Here is a 17,341-nt window from a genome sequence, read left to right on the forward strand (position 1 = left end):
AATCAGGCAAACGGGCCTCGCGTTCCGAGGGTGACGCGCGTAGAAACCTGTCATGCATAAGCCACTCCGTTTCGCGACGCTCACCGTCGCCTGTGCCGTCGCCGGTGCCGCCCTGTACGGCACCGGCGCGGCCACCGCCGGCCAGTCCACGGCCAACTCCACCCACGAGCCCCACAACATCGGGCTCCTGGTCCAGGAGATCGACACCTACTACGGCACCACGCTCGACAGCGCCGGTGTCTACCAGGCCTCCGCCACCAGCCCGTACGCCAAGGACCTGGCGCGGATCGAGGCCGGGGCGAAGAAGGACATCGACAAGGCGGCCCGCAAGGCGCTGCACAAGGGCAAGAAGCCCGCGGTCGTCTTCGACATCGACGACACGCTGCTGCTCTCCCTCGACTACGAGAAGAAGACCAACTACACGTACAACTCGGCTACTTGGGCCGAGTACGTGGCGAAGGCCGACCGCCCGGCCGTGTTCGGCACGCCCGCGCTGGTCGCCTACGCCAAGTCCAAGGGCGTCGAGGTGTTCTACAACTCCGGTCTGAAGGAGTCGCAGCGCGCGGCGGCCGTCGCGAACCTGAAGAAGGTCGGCGCCGACATCAACCTCGACGCCGACCACATGTTCCTCAAGGACGCGGCCAACCCGCCCGCCTACCTGAGCGGTTGTGCCACGGCCGCCGCCTGGACCTGCACGACGGTTCAGTACAAGTCCGGCACCCGCAAGCACATCGAGAAGGACCTCGGGTACGACATCGTCGCCAACTTCGGCGACCAGTACTCGGACCTCGACGGCGGCTACGCCGACAAGACGTACAAGATCCCGAACCCGACGTACTTCGTGAGCTGAGCGATCACCGCCCGCGTACCGGCCTGATCGACTCCAGCGTCGGTACGACCGGCACGATCGTCCCGTCGGCCGCGAACCGCATGCGGTCGATGGTGGTCTCCCGGTGCATACCGTCACCGCCCGCCTTCCCGGGGCCGTTGAGGGCGAACCGGTGGTACACCATGTACCAGTCGTCGGTGCCGGGCACGTTCACCACGGAGTGGTGGCCGGTGGCCAGGATGCCGAGGTCGGGGCGCTTGGACAGGATCGTCCCCCGCTTGGTCCACGGGCCGAGCGGGGACGGTCCGGTCGCGTAGGCGACGTGGTAGTTCTCGCTGCGGGTGTCGTCCTCGGACCACGTGAAGTAGTACGTCCCCTGCCGCTTCACCACGAAGGAGCCCTCGCGGAAGTTGTCCGGGGTGATGTCCCGCACCTCCGCCGGGTCGAACGACACCATGTCGTCGTTCAGCGGCACGACGTAACCGTGCCCGTTGCCCCAGTAGAGATACGCCTGTCCGTCGTCGTCCGTGAACACCGCCGGGTCGATCATCTGGCCGCTCAACTGCCCCTTCGCCACAAGGGGTTCGCCCAGCGCGTCCTTGAACGGGCCCGCCGGTGAGTCGGCCACCGCGACCCCGATCGCCTGCTCGGCGCAGAAGTAGAAGTAGTACTTGCCGTTCCGTTCGGCGATCGCCGGCGCCCACGCGTTCTTGTCCGCCCAGGACACATCGGGACCCAGGTCCAGGATCACGCCGTGGTCGGTCCAGTGGACCAGGTCCTTCGACGAGAACGCCTTGAACCGCGTGCCGCTCCAGCCCTGGAAGCCGTCGGTGGTCGGGTAGATCCAGTAACGCCCGTCCAGGTACTGGACATCGGGATCGGCGTACAGCCCCGGCAGCACCGGACTCCGGGTGGGTACGGCCTCCACCGTCCAGGTGCGGCGCGTCCCGTCGGCCGCCGTCACCGTGTACTTCTGCGGCTTGCGGAAGTCCCTCCGGGTCCCGGACGCGGGGCTCACCTTCGCCCCTTCCCCGACCCACAACCTCGGTGCCAGCCGCGAGAGTTCGGCATCGGGCCGCATCGGCAGCACGACCTTGGCGGCGGCCTCAGTGACGACGGCGTACCCCTTCTGCCCACTGGCCGTGGCGTCCACGACGGACGTCGGCGTCTGCGGATAGGCGGCCAGCAGCCGGTCGTACTCCGCCTGCGTCACCGGCATGACCGTGCCGTGCCGGGGGCTGGCGGGCAACTGGTAGTCGGCGGACATCGTCCACCGGCCCGAGTCGAGGTCGGTGGTCTCGAAGGGGACGTACCCGCGACCGCCGTACTCGTCGATGAACAGGTACCACTTCTCCTCGGTGTTGGACTTGAACACCGTCGGCCCCTCACCCCGGTCGATCGACCCGCTGCCGACACAGTCGGAGACGAAGTCGTACGAGGTGTCGGTGAGCGAGGTCGACTTCTCGGCGGTGATGAACTTCGAGCAGGGGCTGGAGGAGGTCGGGTCCCGCTCGTCCTTCGTGTAGCGGTAGTAAGTCCCCTTGTGCTTCACGACGGTCGAGTCGATCACCGAGTAGCCCGGGTCGTCCCAGACCTTCGGTTCGCTGAAGGTGCGGAAGTCCTTCGTCGTCGCGTACAGCATCTTGTTGTACGTCGAGCCGGTGTGGTCCGGGTCGTCGTCGGCGTACAGCTTCGACGCCCAGAAGACGACGTACTCGCCGAGCGTGTCGTCGTAATAGGCCTCCGGCGCCCAGGTGTTGCCCGCCGAGTCGGGGGAGACCTTCACCAGGCGCTGGTCGGTCCAGTGGACCAGGTCGGTGGACTCCCAGACCATGACGGACTTGCTGCCGTGCCGCTGGACGTAGTCCCAACTGCCGCTGCTGCTCCGGTACATGCGCAGATCGGTCGCGATCATGTAGAACTTGTCGCCCTCGGGGGAGCGGATCACGAACGGATCGCGCAGCCCCTTCTCACCGGTGGTGGAGGTGAGGACGGGCTTGCCCGCGTTCAACTCCCGCCAGTGCAGCGGGTCGTTGCCACGGCTGAGGGCGTAGCGGATCTGCTCGCCGTCGGCCGTGCCCTCGCCGGTGAAGTAGGCGAAGAGGTAACCGGCGTACTTCTGGGCCGACTTGGGTTCGGACTGCTGCGTCACGGGTGGCGCTCCTGAGGCGGCGGGGCTGGGCGGGGCGGCGAGCAGGGCGAGGAGAAGGGCTGCCAAGAGGATGAGGGGGTGCAGGAAGGTGCGGGCGAGGTGGGGGCGCATGACACATCCTGTGGGAGTCTGATGGATTCTGTTGAGTGATCGTCCTCGGAGTCTCACCAGCGCGGGACAGCGAGTCAATCGGTGTGTACGGGGCCGGTGGTATCGAAAGTTTCGATCGCTTTCGCAGGGACCACGGCAACTCTTTTCAGCCGGGCGGCAACAGGACAGCAGAGCCGGGTTGCGGTCCCACCTCATCGGGGCCGCAGCCCGGCTTGCGTCCCCGACTCCGAGGAGAGGAACATCCCGTGCGCATCGGCACCGGTCGTCACCGCAGAACCCGCACCCTCTCCATCGCCGCCGCGGTGGCCCTCGCCTCCGGTGCGGGCGGCGTCTGCCTCGGCCTCTCGACCGATGGCGCCAGCGCAGCCACCACCACGGTCACCGTTTCCAGCACCGCCCAGCTGGAGACCGCGGTGAAGAACGCCGCCGCCGGTACGGTCATCCAGGTGCGCGCGGGCACGTACTACCCGACGACGACCCTCAAGTCGACGGCGAACGGCACGAGTTCGGCGCGGATCACGCTGCAGGCGTACGGCGGCGAGAAGGTGCGGATCGACGGTTCCAAGCTGCCGGCCGGTTCCTGGCTGGCCGGGATCTACGGCGACTACTGGACCGTCCAGAACCTCACCTTCCGGAACTCCCCGGCCCAGGGCTTCGTCGTCACCTCGTCGGTCGGCGGGATCTTCAGGAACCTGGTCACCGCGAGCAACGGCGACTCCGGCTTCACCCTGCGCGGCGACGGCACGACCGACAACCTCGTGCAGAACCTGGACAGTTACCTCAACTACGACGCCGCGGGCCACGGCCAGAACGCCGACGGCCTCGCCATCAAGTTCGGCTCCGGGACGGGCAACAGGATCACCGGCGCGCGTCTCTACAACAACGCGGATGACGGGGTCGACCTCTGGCAGTACTCCAGCTCCGTCACCATCGACCACACCTGGGCCTTCGGCAACGGCAGGAACCGCTGGAACGACACCGCCTTCGAGGGCAACGGCAACGGCTTCAAGCTGGGCGGGGGAGGCGCCTCGGTCGCCCACGTCGTCAACAACAACGCGGCCTGGGACAACAACCTCCACGGCTTCACGGAGAACTCCAACACGGGCGCGATCCTCCTCAACCGCAACACCGCCTACTCCAACGCCCAGAGCGGCTTCTACTTCGCCACGGGCAAGGCGCGGTTGGCGCGGAACCTCGCGGTGGGCAACAAGAACGGCCTGTCCAAGCTGGGCTCGTCGACCGTGTCGGCCGCCAACAACTGGGACAGCGGCATCGTGACCCCGGCACTGAAGTCGACGGACGCGACGGCGGCTTACGGCGCCCGTCAGTCGAACGGCTCGCTGCCGGCGACCACTTTCCTGACGGTCGGCTCCACGGCCATCGGCTCGACCATGAACTGACGTACGGGCAAAGACAAACGAGCCCCCGCCGGTCGTCACCGGCGGGGGCTCTCTGACTGGCCGAGGGGGGCTCAGGCCAGCAGCTCCAGACAGTCGAACGAGGTGCCCGGGCTGAGGAACGCCGTGCCGCTCGAACCACTGACGATGTTGATCTTCAGGATGTTGTACTGACTCACATCCGTCCGCCACGCACTACTAGGGACGCTGAATGTGAACGAACGGTTGTTCCCCCGATAGGAACCCGTGGTGAGAGAGCGCGTCGAGGGCTGCGCGGGTGCCGAGGGGATGGCGGACACCCACTCGTTCACCGTGACACGCGGACGCCCGTTCGAGAAGGCGTCCGTCACGCCGATACGCAGGGTGTGCGCGGCTGCGGCCTGGGCGGCCGTCAGCTTGAAGTACACGAGGATGCCGTCGTTGACCCCGCTCCACATGTACGCCGGGAACGAGGCTCCCTCCGAACCGCCGCCGATCGTGACGTTCCCCGTCCACTTCGCCGCCCGCGCGTCGGACGGATGCGCGTACGTCATCAGCTCGGCGTTCTTGAACCCGCCGGGCGTACCGTCCCAGTCCCCGAGCCGCCAGATCGTCTTCGCGGTGGACGGGTCCCCGGTCACGGTGATGCTGTTCAGCGCGGTCGCACCGCCCGCCTTCACGGTCACCGACCGCGTGTGCACGGCCAGTTCGCCCTTGTACACGGTCAGCGTGTACGTCCCCGGCAGCATCCCCTTGCAGGAGAACGCGCCGGACCCGGCCGCCGCCCTCGTCCAGTACTGCGCGTCGGCGTTCGCGAAGCCCACGGTGTACGGGTGCTTCGCGTCCATCCCCTTGATGCCGACGCCGGCCACCTTGCCGCGCCCGGCCGCCCCCACCCAGCCCGTGATGCCGAGCCCGTCCACCCAGGAGGTGTCCAGCCTGGCGGCGGCGAGGGAGGCCGAGGGGGCGCCGCCGTCCGTGAACGCCAGGACGTACGGACCCTGCAAGCCGAAACGTTCCGCCTCGGTCTGGGCCTGGTTGTAGTGCAGGATCTCGTACAGCCCCGCGCCCTTGTCGTTCGAGTGGCGCAGCAGTGAGCGGTAGAAGGGGCCGCCGGACGCCTTCTCGTGGTTTGAGCGGACGATCCACAGGCCGACCGAGCCGGTGGTGAAGCCGATGTGGTCGTAGTCGATGACCCGCTTGCCCGAGTAGTGCTTGGAGTGCGTGGTGCCGTCCGCGCGCCGCCAGACATCCCCGGCCTCGATGACCTTGTCGGAGGCCTCGATCCAGGAGTCCGAACCCTCGTTCGGGAACAGCCCCGGCTTGAGGCGGACGAGGAAACGGGTCGCCGTGAAGGAGGCGTCCGCCTTGTCCGTCCACAGGTAGACGTTGTTCTGGCCGCTGCGCGCCGCGTACCACTGGGTGATCGCGCCGTGCACGACCTTGACCAGGATCGTCGACCCGGACTGCCTGACCGTCACCGTGGACGCGCCGAGCCCCGACTCGACGTGCGAGTGCCTGCCGCCGTACCCCTCGTACTCCTTGCCCCGGTAGACCAGCGAGGTGAGGTCGCCGGTCGACTTGGAGACCTTGAAGACGAGCGCTGCTCCGGTATTGATCACGAAGTTCGTGCCGTCGTCGGTGTGGCCGAAAGTCGCCGCCGAGGCGGAGGACAGTAGTCCACCGCCGACCGCCGCCGCCGCGCCCGTACCGACCACGCCGACCGCGGAAGCGGCCAGCAGCCTGCGGCGACCGATGTTTCTCCTGTGCGTGCTCAAGACTGCCGACTCCGTCGTACTTGAAGGCTCACTTACGTGTACGCGATGTCAGATGGCGAGAACTCGCTGAAGGTTCCCTCCGCGCCGCTCCCCGGGTGGTGGGGAGACGCGTACGTCTCCTGGTCGCCGCCCGCGCGGAAAGGGTTGCCGGGTCCGAGGAACTTTCTGTCGGGCCGATCCCCGGGCGCTACGAGTCGCCCTCGTCATCGTCGTCCTGACCGGCGAAGTCACCCTTCACTGCGAGCTGCTCGCCCGCCGCCTTCGTCTTCGCCGTCACGGTGTACGAGTCGTCCTTCGCGTCCCGGCCGCCACGCGTGTGGTCGTACTGGCCCGCGAACACCCACTCGCCCGGCCAGACCGTGTGCCCGTCCTTGAGCACCCAGGTGTAGACCAGGAAGCCGTCCTTCTCGGCGACCGTCAGCGTGAAGTCGTCCTCCGGAGCCGACCGCCAGGCGCCCGCCGAGGTGACCCCGCCGGTGTCGGCGACCTTCAACTCGACGGTCAGCGCGGAGAGTTCCTCGGAGGTCTTGATGGTGACGTTGCTCTGCGCCCAGAAGTCGTTGCTGTGCGGATCGACCGAGCCGTCCGACCACAGCGGCCCGTCCTCGGTGCCCTTCGCGGCCGGTGCCGGAGCCGTGTTCGAGGCCTTGGGCGTCGGGGTGGGCGTCGGCGTCGAAGTCGGCTTCTCGATGGGGGTGTTGTCACCGGAGGGCTCGGGAGCCGGCTGGATCGGCGCCCGGCTGGTCGCGTCCGGCGACGGGGTCGGCAGCGGCGAGACCGAGACGGTCGGATCGGCCGGGGTCTCGTTGCTCTTCACCACCGAGGCCAGCGCGTAGCCGCCCATCGCGAGAATCCCGGAGACCGCGGCGGTCGCACCGGCGACCCGCATCCAGCCCAGCAGCGGCGGCCGGGCCGCCCGGCGCCGGGGGCGCTTCTCCTCGGTGGCGGCGGCCATACCGCGCTCGACCCGCGCGAGGATGCGCGCGCGATCGGGCTCGTACGCCTCGGCCGTCTCGCGCAGCCCGGCACGCAGCTCGTCGTGCGGCGTCCTCATCGGTTCGTTCCTCCCGCTCCGCCAGGGGTACGCACAGGGGTACGCATTCGAAGCGGGGCCTCGTCGGTGCCAAGGAGCCGCTGCAGTTCGGCCATGCCCTTGGACGTCTGGCTCTTCACCGTACCGACAGTAACGCCCAGCGCGAGAGCGGTGTCCTTCTCCGAGAGGTCGAAGGCGTGCCGCAGCACCACACAGGCCCGCTTGCGGAACGGCAGCCGCCGCAGGGCCTCTTGGACGTCGACGACGCCGGGTATGTCGGGATTCTCCGTCTTCTCCTCGCGCTGCGACCAGAACAGCGTGATCCTCCGGCGCTCCCGGACCGCGCTGCGGATACGGGTCTTGGCCAGGTTGGCGACCACACCACGCGCGTACGCCACCGGATGATCGGCCGCGCGTACCCGGTCCCAGCGGTGCCACAGCGCGAGCAGCGCGTCGGCCGCCAGGTCGTCGGCGGCGTCCGCCTCGCCCGTCAACAGGTGGGCCAGGCGCGCGAGTTCGGCGTAGTGCCGCTCGAAGAAGGCGTGGAACTCGACGGAGGCTGCGTCGTCGACAACAGTGCCCACGGGCGACCTCTCCCCCTTAGTCCGCTAGTCCGCGTATACAGCCACTGTGGTGCGCCAGTGAAGAGAAAGTGATCGTTTGGCGCGAGAGCCGAGAGAGTATCAGGCGTGCGTACACCCCTTCGAGGGTCGCACGACAGGTCGAGCCCGATTCCGTAACACGGAGAAAACCTGAGAACGGTTCAACACCAGGAACAATCCAGCCAGCATCCGCACACAGATCGATCAGGGAACGAGGAGCAACCTCCATGTCCGAACCACAGAAGGTGGCCGACCGCCCGGGCGGCGCGACCCCCGCGGCGAACAGCGTCGACGGCTTCTTCAAGATCTCCGAGCGGGGATCCACCTTCGCCCGTGAGATACGCGGCGGTTTCGCCACGTTCTTCACGATGGCCTACATCCTTGTCCTGAACCCCATCATCCTGGGGAGCGCCAAGGACAAGTTCGGGCACCAGCTCGACAGCGTCCAGCTCGTCACCGCCACCGCCCTGGTGGCCGCGGTGATGACGATCATCATGGGCGTCGGCGGCAACCTCCCGCTCGCCCTCGCCGCGGGCCTCGGCCTCAACGCGGTGGTCGCCTTCCAGATCGCCCCGCTGATGAGCTGGGACGACGCGATGGGCCTGGTCGTCCTGGAGGGCCTGCTGATCTGCGTCCTGGTGGTGACCGGGCTCAGAGAAGCGATCATGCACGCGATCCCGGGGCCGCTCAAGGCGGCGATCGGCGTGGGCATCGGCCTGTTCATCGCCTTCATCGGCTTCGTCGACGCCGGTTTCGTCACCCGTATCCCGGACGTCGCGAGTACGACGGTCCCGGTCCAGCTCGGCGGCACCGGCACCCTCAGCGGCTGGCCGGTCCTGGTCTTCTGTCTCGGCGTCCTGCTGACCATCGGCCTCGTCGCGCGCAAGGTGAAGGGCGCGATCCTGATCAGCATCGTCACGATGACGCTCGTCGCGCTGATCATCAACTCGGTCGCCGACATCAAGAGCTGGGGCCTGACCACCCCGGCCTGGCCCGACAAGGTCGCCGACACCCCCGACTTCGGGCTGCTCGGCAACTTCAGCCTGTTCGGCGCGTTCGGCGAGACCACGGTGATCACCGTCGTCCTGCTGATCTTCACCCTGATCCTGTCGGACTTCTTCGACACCATGGGCACGGTCGTCGGCATCACCGCCGAGGCCGGTCTCCTCGACGAGGACGGCAAGGTCCCCAACCTCGGCCGCGTGCTGCTGATCGACGGCGCGGCGGCGGTGGCGGGCGGCGCCAGCTCCGCGTCGTCGGCGACCGCCTACATCGAGTCGGCGGCGGGCGTCGGCGAGGGCGCGCGCACCGGCTTCGCCAACCTGATCACCGGCGGCCTGTTCGCCTGCGCGCTCTTCTTCACCCCGGTCCTGACCATCGTCCCGATGCAGGCCGCGGCCCCCGCCCTGGTCGCGGTCGGCTTCCTGATGATGACCCAGGTCAAGCACATCGACTGGGACAAGTACGAGATCGCCATCCCCGCGTTCCTGACGATCGCGGTGATGCCGTTCACGTACTCGATCACCAACGGCATCGGTGCCGGCTTTGTCGCCTACGTCCTCATCAAGGCGGTCGTGGGCAAGGCGAAGGAGGTCCACTGGCTCCTGTGGGGCACGAGCGCGCTGTTCCTGATCTACTTCGCGATCGACCCGCTTCAGCAGCTCTTCGGCACGAAGTAGTCACCGGTGCAGGTGACCCCGCGCCCCGTCTTTGGCTTTTAGGGGCGCGGGGAACTGCGCGAAAAACCACGACGGCGCAGCACCCGAACAACTCACCCCGCCAACGCAGCCTGCATCATCGCCTTGGCAACAGGCGCGGCAAGCCCATTCCCACTCACCTCGGACCGAGCCGCCCCGGACTGCTCCACCAGCACAGTCACGGCAACTTCCTTACCGTTCGAATCCGACTTCGCATAAGACGTGAACCAGGCATAAGGCGTCTGACTGTTGTTCTCCCCATGCTGGGCAGTACCCGTCTTACCCCCCACCGTCGCACCATCGATCCGCGCGTTGGTCCCCGTACCGTCGGAGACAACCGTCTGCATGGCGGACTGCAACTGCTCGGCGATCCCGGAACTGACGATCTCCTTGGTGGACGCCTCGCTGTCGTAGTCCTGCAGCACATCCCCGTCGGAATTCGTCACCTGGGAAACCATGTGCGGCGAAACCAGCTTGCCGCCATTCGCTATCGCGGCGGAAACCATCGCCATCTGCAACGGCGTGGCCGTGACATCGAACTGCCCGATTCCCGTCAGCGCGGTTTCCGACTTCTCCATGTCCGACGGATAAACGCTCGGATACGCCCGCACCGGAACATCCTGCTTCTCGTCGTTGAAGCCGAACTTCTCCGCCATGGCCTTCACCTTGTCCTGCCCGAGGTCGACGGCCATCTTCGCGAAGACGTTGTTGCAGGAGTACTGGAGCGCGACCCGGATCGTCGCGTTCTCACACGGCGCGTTCGGGTTCTCGTTCGACAGCTCACGGTTCGTGCCCGGCAGGGTGTACGGGTCCGGGCTGGCCGTACGGTCGTCCACCGAGCCGTACAGCCCGTCCTCCAGGGCCGCCGCCGCGACCACCAGCTTGAACGTCGAACCCGGCGGCAGCGGCTGCCGTATCGCCCGGTTGACCAGCGGTTTGTCGGCGTCCTTGTTGAGCGCGGTCCAGGCGTCGCCGTCACTCGCCCCGGTGATCGTCGACGGGTCGTACGACGGCGTGGAGACCATGGCGAGGATCTTGCCGGTCTTCGGGTCGATGGCGACGGCCGCGCCCTTCTTGTCGCCGAGCGCCGCGTAGGCCGCCTGCTGGACGTCCGGGTCGATCGTCGTGATGACGTTCCCCGGCTTGGCGTGCGCGTTGGTGACCGTGTCCATGACGGTTGTGAGTCTGCTGTCCGAGCCGTCGAGGACGTCCTTGTAGATGCCCTCCAGCTGCGTCGGCGCGAACAAGGGCGTGCTGTAGCCGGTCACGGCCGCGTAGAGCTTGCCGTCCGTGTACGTCCGCTGGTACTTGAGGTCCCCGCTGCTCGTCTCCTTCGAGCCGGTGACCGACTCGCCGGCCACGATGATGTTCCCGAGCGGGTTCGCGTACAACGCGATCGCGTTCCGCCGGTTCTTGCTGTCGTCCGCGAGCGCCTTGCCGTCGTAGAACTGCACCCATGTCGCCCTGACCAGCAGGGAGAGCACGAGCAGCAGTGAGAAGACGGAGGCCCGCCTGATCGTCTTGTTCATCCCACTCCGAAGACGACCGGCACCCGACGCGGCGTTCCCCTCCGCCTGATTTCTCATGGTCGATTCATGAAAACCAGGGAGCTGTAGGGGACACGCACGCCGTCGTACGACGCTCAGGCCTCCAGCGTCAGCACGACCTCGTCGATCTCCTCGCCCCGCGCGTTCGCGTACCCCCGGTCGTGCCCGGTGACCCGGAACCCGCACTTCTCCAGGACCCGCAGCGAGCCCGCGTTGTCGGCGGCGGCACGCGCGTGCAGCGGGCGTTCCGGTTCGGTGGCGAGCAGGGCGCGCAGCGCGGCCGTCGCGATACCGCGTCCCCAGTAGGAGCGGTCGATCCAGTACGTCACCTCGCGCTCGCCCGGCTCGCCGTACACCGCCGCGCTGCCCACCACGTCACCGTCGACCAGGACCGTACGGTTCAGTACGTCCGGTGCGGCGCGGATCCGCTCCCAGTGGGCGTCGAAGGCGTCCCGGTCGGTCGGGTCCTTCGCGGTGAACGCGGCCATCCGCAGCGACTCGGGGTCGTTGGTCTGCCGGAAGAAGACGGGCAGGTCGCTGTCGTGGACCTCGCGGAGTTCGACCTCCGTGGACGCCGTGTATCGCATCGCTCAGAGCCTCCGGGTGGCCAGGGTCAGCCGGTCGCGCGCGTCGAACAGGGCGTCCTTGACCATCTGTTCGTGGGCCGGGGTGAGCCGGGCCACCGGCACCGAGCAGCTGATCGCGTCCCGCGCGGGGGTGCGGTAAGGGACCGCCACGCCGAAGCAGCGCAGCCCCAGCGTGTTCTCCTCGCGGTCCACCGCGAAGCCCTGCTCGCGCACCAGACGCAGCTCCTCGATGAGCTTCTCCCGGTCGGTGATCGTGTGCTCGGTCAGCGCGGGCAATGTCTCCGGGAGCAGCTTGCGGACCTGCTCGTCGGTGTGGGTGGCCAGCAGCGCCTTGCCGAGGGAGGTCGAGTGCGCGGGGAGCCGGCGGCCGACGCGGGTGAAGGGGCGCAGGTAGTGCTGGGACTGGCGGGTGGCGAGGTAGACGACGTTCGTGCCGTCGAGCCGGGCCAGGTGGATGGTCTCCGTGGTGTCGTCGGAGAGCCGGTCCAGGGTCGGCCGGGCCACCGCGACCACCTCGTCGCCGTCGATGTACGACGTACCGACCAGCAGTGCCCGTACGCCGATGCCGTACCGCGTGCCCGTGGCGTCGGTCTCGACCCAGCCGAGGTCGACAAGAGTGCGCAGCAGCATGTAAAGACTGGACTTGGGGTATCCGACGGCCTCCTGGACCGCCGCCAGGGAGTGCATGCCGGGGCGTCCGGCGAAGTATTCCAGCAGTTCAACGGTCCGTACCGCGGACTTGACCTGCGCCCCGCCGCCTGTCTCGGCTGCCGACATCGCCCTTGACCCCTTCGTTCGACGGGAAATAGTCTCCAACAGCATATTCATCATCAGAGACGCTGTTCAGCATATCGAACGCACCTGGTGGATGACACAGGAACTACGCATCACTGGAGGGACCCCCGGTGGCAGCAGCACCAGTCTGGAGTGTCGACCCCCGTACCGGGAAGCAGCGGGAGCAGGTCGCGGTCGAGGCCACGGCCCAGGAGGTGGACGCCGCCGTCCGCGCCGCGCACGCCGCCCGCCCGGCCCTCGCCGACCGCACGGTCCGCGCGGCCTTCCTCCGCGGCGCCGCGGAGCAGCTCGAAGCGGCCAAGGAGCAGCTCGTCGAGGCCGCCGACGCGGAGACCGCGCTCGGCCCGGTCCGGCTGACCGGCGAACTCGCCCGCACCTGCTACCAGCTGCGGGCCTTCGCGGACATCGTCGACGAGGGCGACTACCTCGGTGTGGTCATCAACCACCCCGACGACACCGCGACGCCGCCGATCCCGGACCTGCGCCGCTACAAGATCCCGCTGGGCGTCGTGGCCGTCTACTCGGCCTCCAACTTCCCCTTCGCCTTCTCCGTCCCCGGCGGCGACACCGCGAGCGCGCTCGCGGCGGGCTGCCCGGTCGTCGTCAAGGCACACCCCGACCACCCGGGCCTGTCCGAGCTGGTCGCGGCCGTCCTGCGCCGGGCAGCCGCCCAGCACGGCATCCCCGAGGGCGTCCTCGGCCTCGTCCACGGCTTCGAGGCGGGCGTCGAGCTGGTCAAGCACCCGCTGGTCACGGCGGCCGGCTTCACCGGTTCCGTACGCGGCGGCCGTGCCCTCTTCGACGCGGCGGCGGCCCGGCCGGTGCCGATCCCCTTCCACGGCGAGCTGGGTTCCCTGAACCCCGTGGTGATCACGGAGGCGGCGGCCAACGAGCGCGCCGAGGCGATCGGTACGGGCCTCGCGGGCTCCATGACGCTGGGCGTCGGCCAGTTCTGCGTCAAGCCGGGCCTGGTGCTGGCGCCGGCCGGCGCGGCGGGCGACCGCCTGCTGAAGTCCCTCACGGACGCGGTCAGCAACACGGACGCCGGTGTCCTCCTGGACCACCGGATGCGCGACAACTTCGTCGCCGGGGTCGCCGAGCGCGCGGAGCTGCCCGAGGTCGAGACGCCGGTGACGCCGGGGTCGGGCGGGGAGCACACGGTCAGCGCGGGGTTCCTCACGGTGGCGGCCGAGAAGCTGACGGCGGAGGGGGCGTACGACCTGCTCCTGGAGGAGTGCTTCGGCCCGGTCACCGTGGTGGCCCGCTACGCGGACGACGCGGAGGCGAACGCGGTCCTCTCGCGCCTGCCGGGGAACCTCACGGCGACGGTCCATCTCTCGGCCGAGGAGGCCGCGGGGGAGGGGCGCGGGGCGGAGATCCTGGCGGAACTGACGCCGCTGGCGGGGCGCGTGCTGGTGAACGCGTGGCCGACGGGGGTCGCCGTGGCGGCGGCCCAGCAGCACGGTGGCCCGTACCCGGCCACGACGTCGACGTCCACGTCGGTGGGCGGGACGGCGATCGAGCGGTGGCTGCGGCCGGTGGCGTACCAGAACACGCCGGTCGCGCTGCTGCCGGTGGAGCTGCGGGACGAGAACGAGCTGGGGCTGCCTCGACGGTTCAACGGTCAGCTGGAGCGCTAGCGCCTTCGGGGTGCGGTGGAATTCGCGGCTGCTGGCCCGTCGTGGCTTGTCGCGCAGTTCCCCGCGCCCCTGTCGGGGCGCCCGCCCTGCCCTGCGATAATCAGGCAATGGACTTGGAGCTTTCCCCTCTGCCCTTTCCCCTCCGTACTTATGGCCCTGATGGGCATTGGTCGTACGAGGACGGGGTGCTCACCGGGTGGGCCGGGCCCCGGCAGGACCGGTTCGTGCCGCCTACGGGGGAGGCACTGGACCCCGCCGCGGACGCGCCGCGGCTGCTGGGGGCCCCGCACGGGGACTTCCAGCTGATAGCGCGGGTGACGGTGGGGTTCGCGGCGTCCTTCGACGCCGGGGTGCTGTACGTCCACGTCGGCGAGCGGGCGTGGGCGAAGCTCTGCCTGGAGTACTCCCCGGATGTGGCGACCGTCTGCACCGTGGTCACCCGGGGCCACTCGGACGACGCCAACTCCTTCACCGTGGAAGGCAGTTCGGTCTGGCTCCGGATCAGCCGAACCGGCCGCGCCTTCGCCTTCCACGCCTCCCGAGACGGCGAGAAGTGGACCTTCGTCCGCCTGTTCACCCTGGGCGACGAGAAGGAGACGGACGCGGCCCTGGTCGGCTTCATGACCCAGTCCCCGATGGGCGAGGGGTGCGTGGTGACGTACGACCACATCGAGTTCCGCCCGGAGTGGCCGAAGGACCTGCGGGACGGCAGTTGACGCGGGTGATCAGGGTGATCAGGGCCGCGCTGCCCGAAGAGGCCGCCGCCGTCACGGAGTTGCACCTCCGGGCACGGTCCACGTACTACCCGGACGGCCTGCCTGACGCCGACCGGGACTGGGTCGCCTCCTGGCGGAGCGCCATCGAACGCCCCGACTCCCAGGTCCTGTGCGTCGTCGAGCGGGACGACATCATCGGCGTCGCCTCCTTCCGTACGGCCGAAGGCGCTCCCGCGGACACGGTCAAGCTCTTCCAGTTCCACGTCGACCCCGACCGCTGGCGTGCTCGCATCGGCACCGACCTGCACGCCGCCTGCGTCGAACGGTGGCGGGCCGACGGCAGGCTGGCCGCCACCCTCGACGTGCACGTCGACAACCGGCGGGCCCAGGCCTTCTACCGCCGTCTGGGATGGGTCCCGGACCCGGAGAACCCGCCCGCCGAGGGTGATCACCATCTCTTCCTGCGGTACGGAGTCGGCGCCACGGAATGAAACCGGCCGGTTGAAGGTTCACACACTCATGCGGAGGGTGTCTCCGCACCCACCTGTACCCGTACGACCTGGAGAGCCGAAGACATGCGCGTCGAGATCTGGAGCGATATCGCCTGCCCCTGGTGCTACGTCGGCAAGGCCCGCTTCGAGAAGGCTCTGGATGCCTTCCCGCACCGGGACGGTGTCGAGGTCGTGCATCGGTCGTTCGAGTTGGATCCCGGGCGGGCCAAGGGTGATATCCAGCCCGTGCTCAAGATGCTCACCAAGAAGTACGGGATGAGCGAGGCGCAGGCCCAGGCCGGGGAGGAGAACCTCGGGGCGCAGGCCGCCGCCGAGGGGCTTGCCTACCGGACCCGGGACCGGGATCACGGGAACACCTTCGACATGCACCGGCTGCTGCACCTCGCCAAGGACAAGGGGCGCCAGGACGAGCTGATCCAGCTCCTCTACCAGGCCAACTTCGCCGAGGAGCAGTCCGTCTTCGGGGACGACGAGCGGCTCGTGGAGCTGGCCGTCGCCGCCGGGCTCGACGCCCAGGACGCGCGGGGCGTGCTCGCCGACCCGGACGCGTACGCCGACGCCGTGCGCGCCGACGAGCGCGAGGCCGCCGAACTCGGCGCCAACGGCGTGCCGTTCTTCGTGCTCGACCGGAAGTACGGCGTCTCCGGCGCCCAGCCCGCCGAGGTCTTCGCCCAGGCCCTCACCCAGGCCTGGGGCGAGCGGCCCGCCCCTCTCACGATCGTGCGGGCGGAGGGCGATGACGCCGCCGAGGTCTGCGGGCCCGACGGGTGTGCCGTACCCCAGAAGTAGGGTCCACCGAAAAACCGCAGGTCAGAGTCTATGTATAAGCAGGCCTTCGCAGTGCCGTGCAGAATTCGGCGATGGACGAGGGGATCTTCGGGCCGCACAGTAGTGGCATGGAGACCTTCGAGAACCTCCGCAACCTCGTCCGCGCCGAGTTCGCCCCGAAGAACACCTATCTGAACACCGCGAGCACCGGCCTCCTCCCCGCCCGCTCGGTGGCCGCCATGCACGCGGCCCTCCAGTCCGTGGCCGACGGCCAGTCGCAGGACATGTTCGCCGACGTCGAGGCCTCGCGCTCCGCGTTCGCCCGTATCGTCGGGGTCTCCGACCGCAGGGTCGCCGCCGGAGCCTCCGTCGCCGTCTACAGCGGACTGATCGCCGCCTCGCTCCCCGCAGGCGCCGAAGTCCTCACCGCCGAGGACGACTTCACCTCCGTCCTCAACCCGTTCCACGTACGCGGCGACCTCAAGGTCCGGACCGTGCCGCTGGAGCGGATCCCCGAGTCCGTCCGCCCCGGCACCGCCCTCGTCGCCGTCAGCGCCGCCCAGTCCGCCGACGGCCGCGTCGTCGACCTGCCCGCGCTGCGCGAGGCCGCGCGCCGACACGGCGCCCGTACCTACGTCGACGCCTCCCAGGCCACCGGCTGGCTGCCGCTCGACGCCGACGCCTACGACTACGTCGCCTCCGTCGCCTTCAAGTGGCTCGTCTGCCCGCGAGGCGTGGCTTTCCTCGTCGTACCCGAGGACTTCGGTGGACTGACGCCCGTGTTCGCCGGCTGGGTCGCGGGAGAGGAGCCCTGGGACAGCTGTTACGGCCCGGTGCGCGAACTCGCGCACTCCGCCCGCCGGTTCGACGAAAGCCCGAGCCTCTTCTCCTACACCGGCGCCCGCCACTCCCTCGCCCTGATCGAGGAGTTGGGCGTCGACACCGTACGCGCCCATGACCTCGCACTCGCCGACCGCTTCCGCACCGGACTCGACCGACTCGGCCACCAGCCCGTACCCGCACCCGGCTCACCCATCGTGTCCGTCCCGCAACTCGGCTACCGCCAGCCCGAGTTGAGCCGCGCCGGCGTCGAGGTCTCCGACCGGGCCGGAAACCTGCGCGCCGCCTTCCACGTCTACAACACGACCTCCGACGTCGACCGTCTGCTGGACGCCCTGTCCGGCTGAACCGGTGGCGC

15 protein-coding genes are annotated in these 17,341 nt (G+C 68.9%); 8 read left to right on the top strand and 7 right to left on the bottom strand.

All coding sequences use genetic code 11. From position 1 onward, the window contains the following. The first annotated feature begins 52 nt into the window (after window positions 1–52). A complete protein-coding gene (locus tag CW359_RS39205; protein WP_105975008.1) occupies window positions 53–850 on the top strand; it encodes an HAD family acid phosphatase in 798 nt (265 codons plus the stop codon). 4 nt (window positions 851–854) lie between these two features. On the opposite strand, the gene CW359_RS39210 is transcribed toward CW359_RS39205, so the two are convergent. Next, on the bottom strand, window positions 855–3,092 hold the full coding sequence (locus CW359_RS39210) for a glycoside hydrolase family 43 protein (protein WP_105975009.1): 2,238 nt from the start codon (window positions 3,090–3,092) through the stop codon (window positions 855–857). Between the two features lie 245 nt (window positions 3,093–3,337). Between CW359_RS39210 and CW359_RS39215 the strand changes: the two genes are divergently transcribed. Beyond that, window positions 3,338–4,492 carry a right-handed parallel beta-helix repeat-containing protein gene (locus tag CW359_RS39215; RefSeq protein WP_105975010.1) on the top strand — a complete coding sequence of 385 codons (1,155 nt, stop codon included), beginning with the start codon at window positions 3,338–3,340 and terminating at the stop codon, window positions 4,490–4,492. Window positions 4,493–4,563: 71 nt separating this feature from the next. Here the strand turns inward: CW359_RS39215 and CW359_RS39220 are convergent, their stop codons facing one another. From CW359_RS39220 to CW359_RS39230, 3 genes are all read right to left on the bottom strand, one after another. Then, window positions 4,564–6,246, bottom strand: coding sequence for a rhamnogalacturonan lyase B N-terminal domain-containing protein (locus tag CW359_RS39220; RefSeq protein WP_105975011.1), 1,683 nt, complete (start codon window positions 6,244–6,246; stop codon window positions 4,564–4,566). Between the two features lie 187 nt (window positions 6,247–6,433). Continuing rightward, window positions 6,434–7,300 (bottom strand): hypothetical protein, encoded by an 867-nt coding sequence (locus CW359_RS39225; protein ID WP_105975012.1) that lies wholly within the window; start codon window positions 7,298–7,300, stop codon window positions 6,434–6,436. After that, window positions 7,297–7,863, bottom strand: a complete 567-nt coding sequence (locus tag CW359_RS39230) for a SigE family RNA polymerase sigma factor (protein WP_105975013.1) — start codon at window positions 7,861–7,863, stop codon at window positions 7,297–7,299. The genes CW359_RS39225 and CW359_RS39230 overlap by 4 nt, the downstream gene beginning before the upstream one ends. A 245-nt stretch (window positions 7,864–8,108) precedes the next feature. Between CW359_RS39230 and CW359_RS39235 the strand changes: the two genes are divergently transcribed. Beyond that, window positions 8,109–9,560, top strand: a complete 1,452-nt coding sequence (locus tag CW359_RS39235) for an NCS2 family permease (protein ID WP_105975014.1) — start codon at window positions 8,109–8,111, stop codon at window positions 9,558–9,560. Between the two features lie 92 nt (window positions 9,561–9,652). Here the strand turns inward: CW359_RS39235 and CW359_RS39240 are convergent, their stop codons facing one another. From CW359_RS39240 to CW359_RS39250, 3 genes are all read right to left on the bottom strand, one after another. Then, entirely contained in the window at window positions 9,653–11,107 is a 1,455-nt protein-coding gene (locus tag CW359_RS39240; RefSeq protein WP_105975015.1) for a peptidoglycan D,D-transpeptidase FtsI family protein, read from the bottom strand. Between the two features lie 113 nt (window positions 11,108–11,220). Beyond that, entirely contained in the window at window positions 11,221–11,712 is a 492-nt protein-coding gene (locus tag CW359_RS39245; RefSeq protein WP_105975016.1) for a GNAT family N-acetyltransferase, read from the bottom strand. Window positions 11,713–11,715: 3 nt separating this feature from the next. Beyond that, on the bottom strand, window positions 11,716–12,489 hold the full coding sequence (locus tag CW359_RS39250) for an IclR family transcriptional regulator (RefSeq protein WP_105975017.1): 774 nt from the start codon (window positions 12,487–12,489) through the stop codon (window positions 11,716–11,718). 128 nt (window positions 12,490–12,617) lie between these two features. Between CW359_RS39250 and CW359_RS39255 the strand changes: the two genes are divergently transcribed. The 5 genes from CW359_RS39255 to CW359_RS39275 all read left to right on the top strand — a co-directional run bounded on the left by CW359_RS39255 (window position 12,618) and on the right by CW359_RS39275 (window position 17,330). Next, on the top strand, window positions 12,618–14,147 hold the full coding sequence (locus CW359_RS39255) for an aldehyde dehydrogenase (NADP(+)) (protein WP_105975018.1): 1,530 nt from the start codon (window positions 12,618–12,620) through the stop codon (window positions 14,145–14,147). Between the two features lie 107 nt (window positions 14,148–14,254). Beyond that, the gene (locus CW359_RS39260; protein ID WP_105975019.1) at window positions 14,255–14,863 is read left to right on the top strand and encodes a DUF1349 domain-containing protein; all 609 of its coding nucleotides are present in this window, start codon (window positions 14,255–14,257) and stop codon (window positions 14,861–14,863) included. Window positions 14,864–14,877: 14 nt separating this feature from the next. Next, window positions 14,878–15,354: a GNAT family N-acetyltransferase gene (locus CW359_RS39265; protein WP_105975033.1), complete on the top strand. Its 477-nt coding sequence runs from the start codon at window positions 14,878–14,880 to the stop codon at window positions 15,352–15,354. 84 nt (window positions 15,355–15,438) lie between these two features. Beyond that, window positions 15,439–16,164: a DsbA family oxidoreductase gene (locus tag CW359_RS39270; protein ID WP_105975020.1), complete on the top strand. Its 726-nt coding sequence runs from the start codon at window positions 15,439–15,441 to the stop codon at window positions 16,162–16,164. Between the two features lie 71 nt (window positions 16,165–16,235). Then, on the top strand, window positions 16,236–17,330 hold the full coding sequence (locus tag CW359_RS39275; protein ID WP_198655555.1) for an aminotransferase class V-fold PLP-dependent enzyme: 1,095 nt from the start codon (window positions 16,236–16,238) through the stop codon (window positions 17,328–17,330). Window positions 17,331–17,341: the final 11 nt, after the last annotated feature.

This window comes from Streptomyces geranii, from assembly GCF_002954775.1.
GTDB classification, from domain to species: Bacteria; Actinomycetota; Actinomycetes; order Streptomycetales; family Streptomycetaceae; genus Streptomyces; species Streptomyces geranii.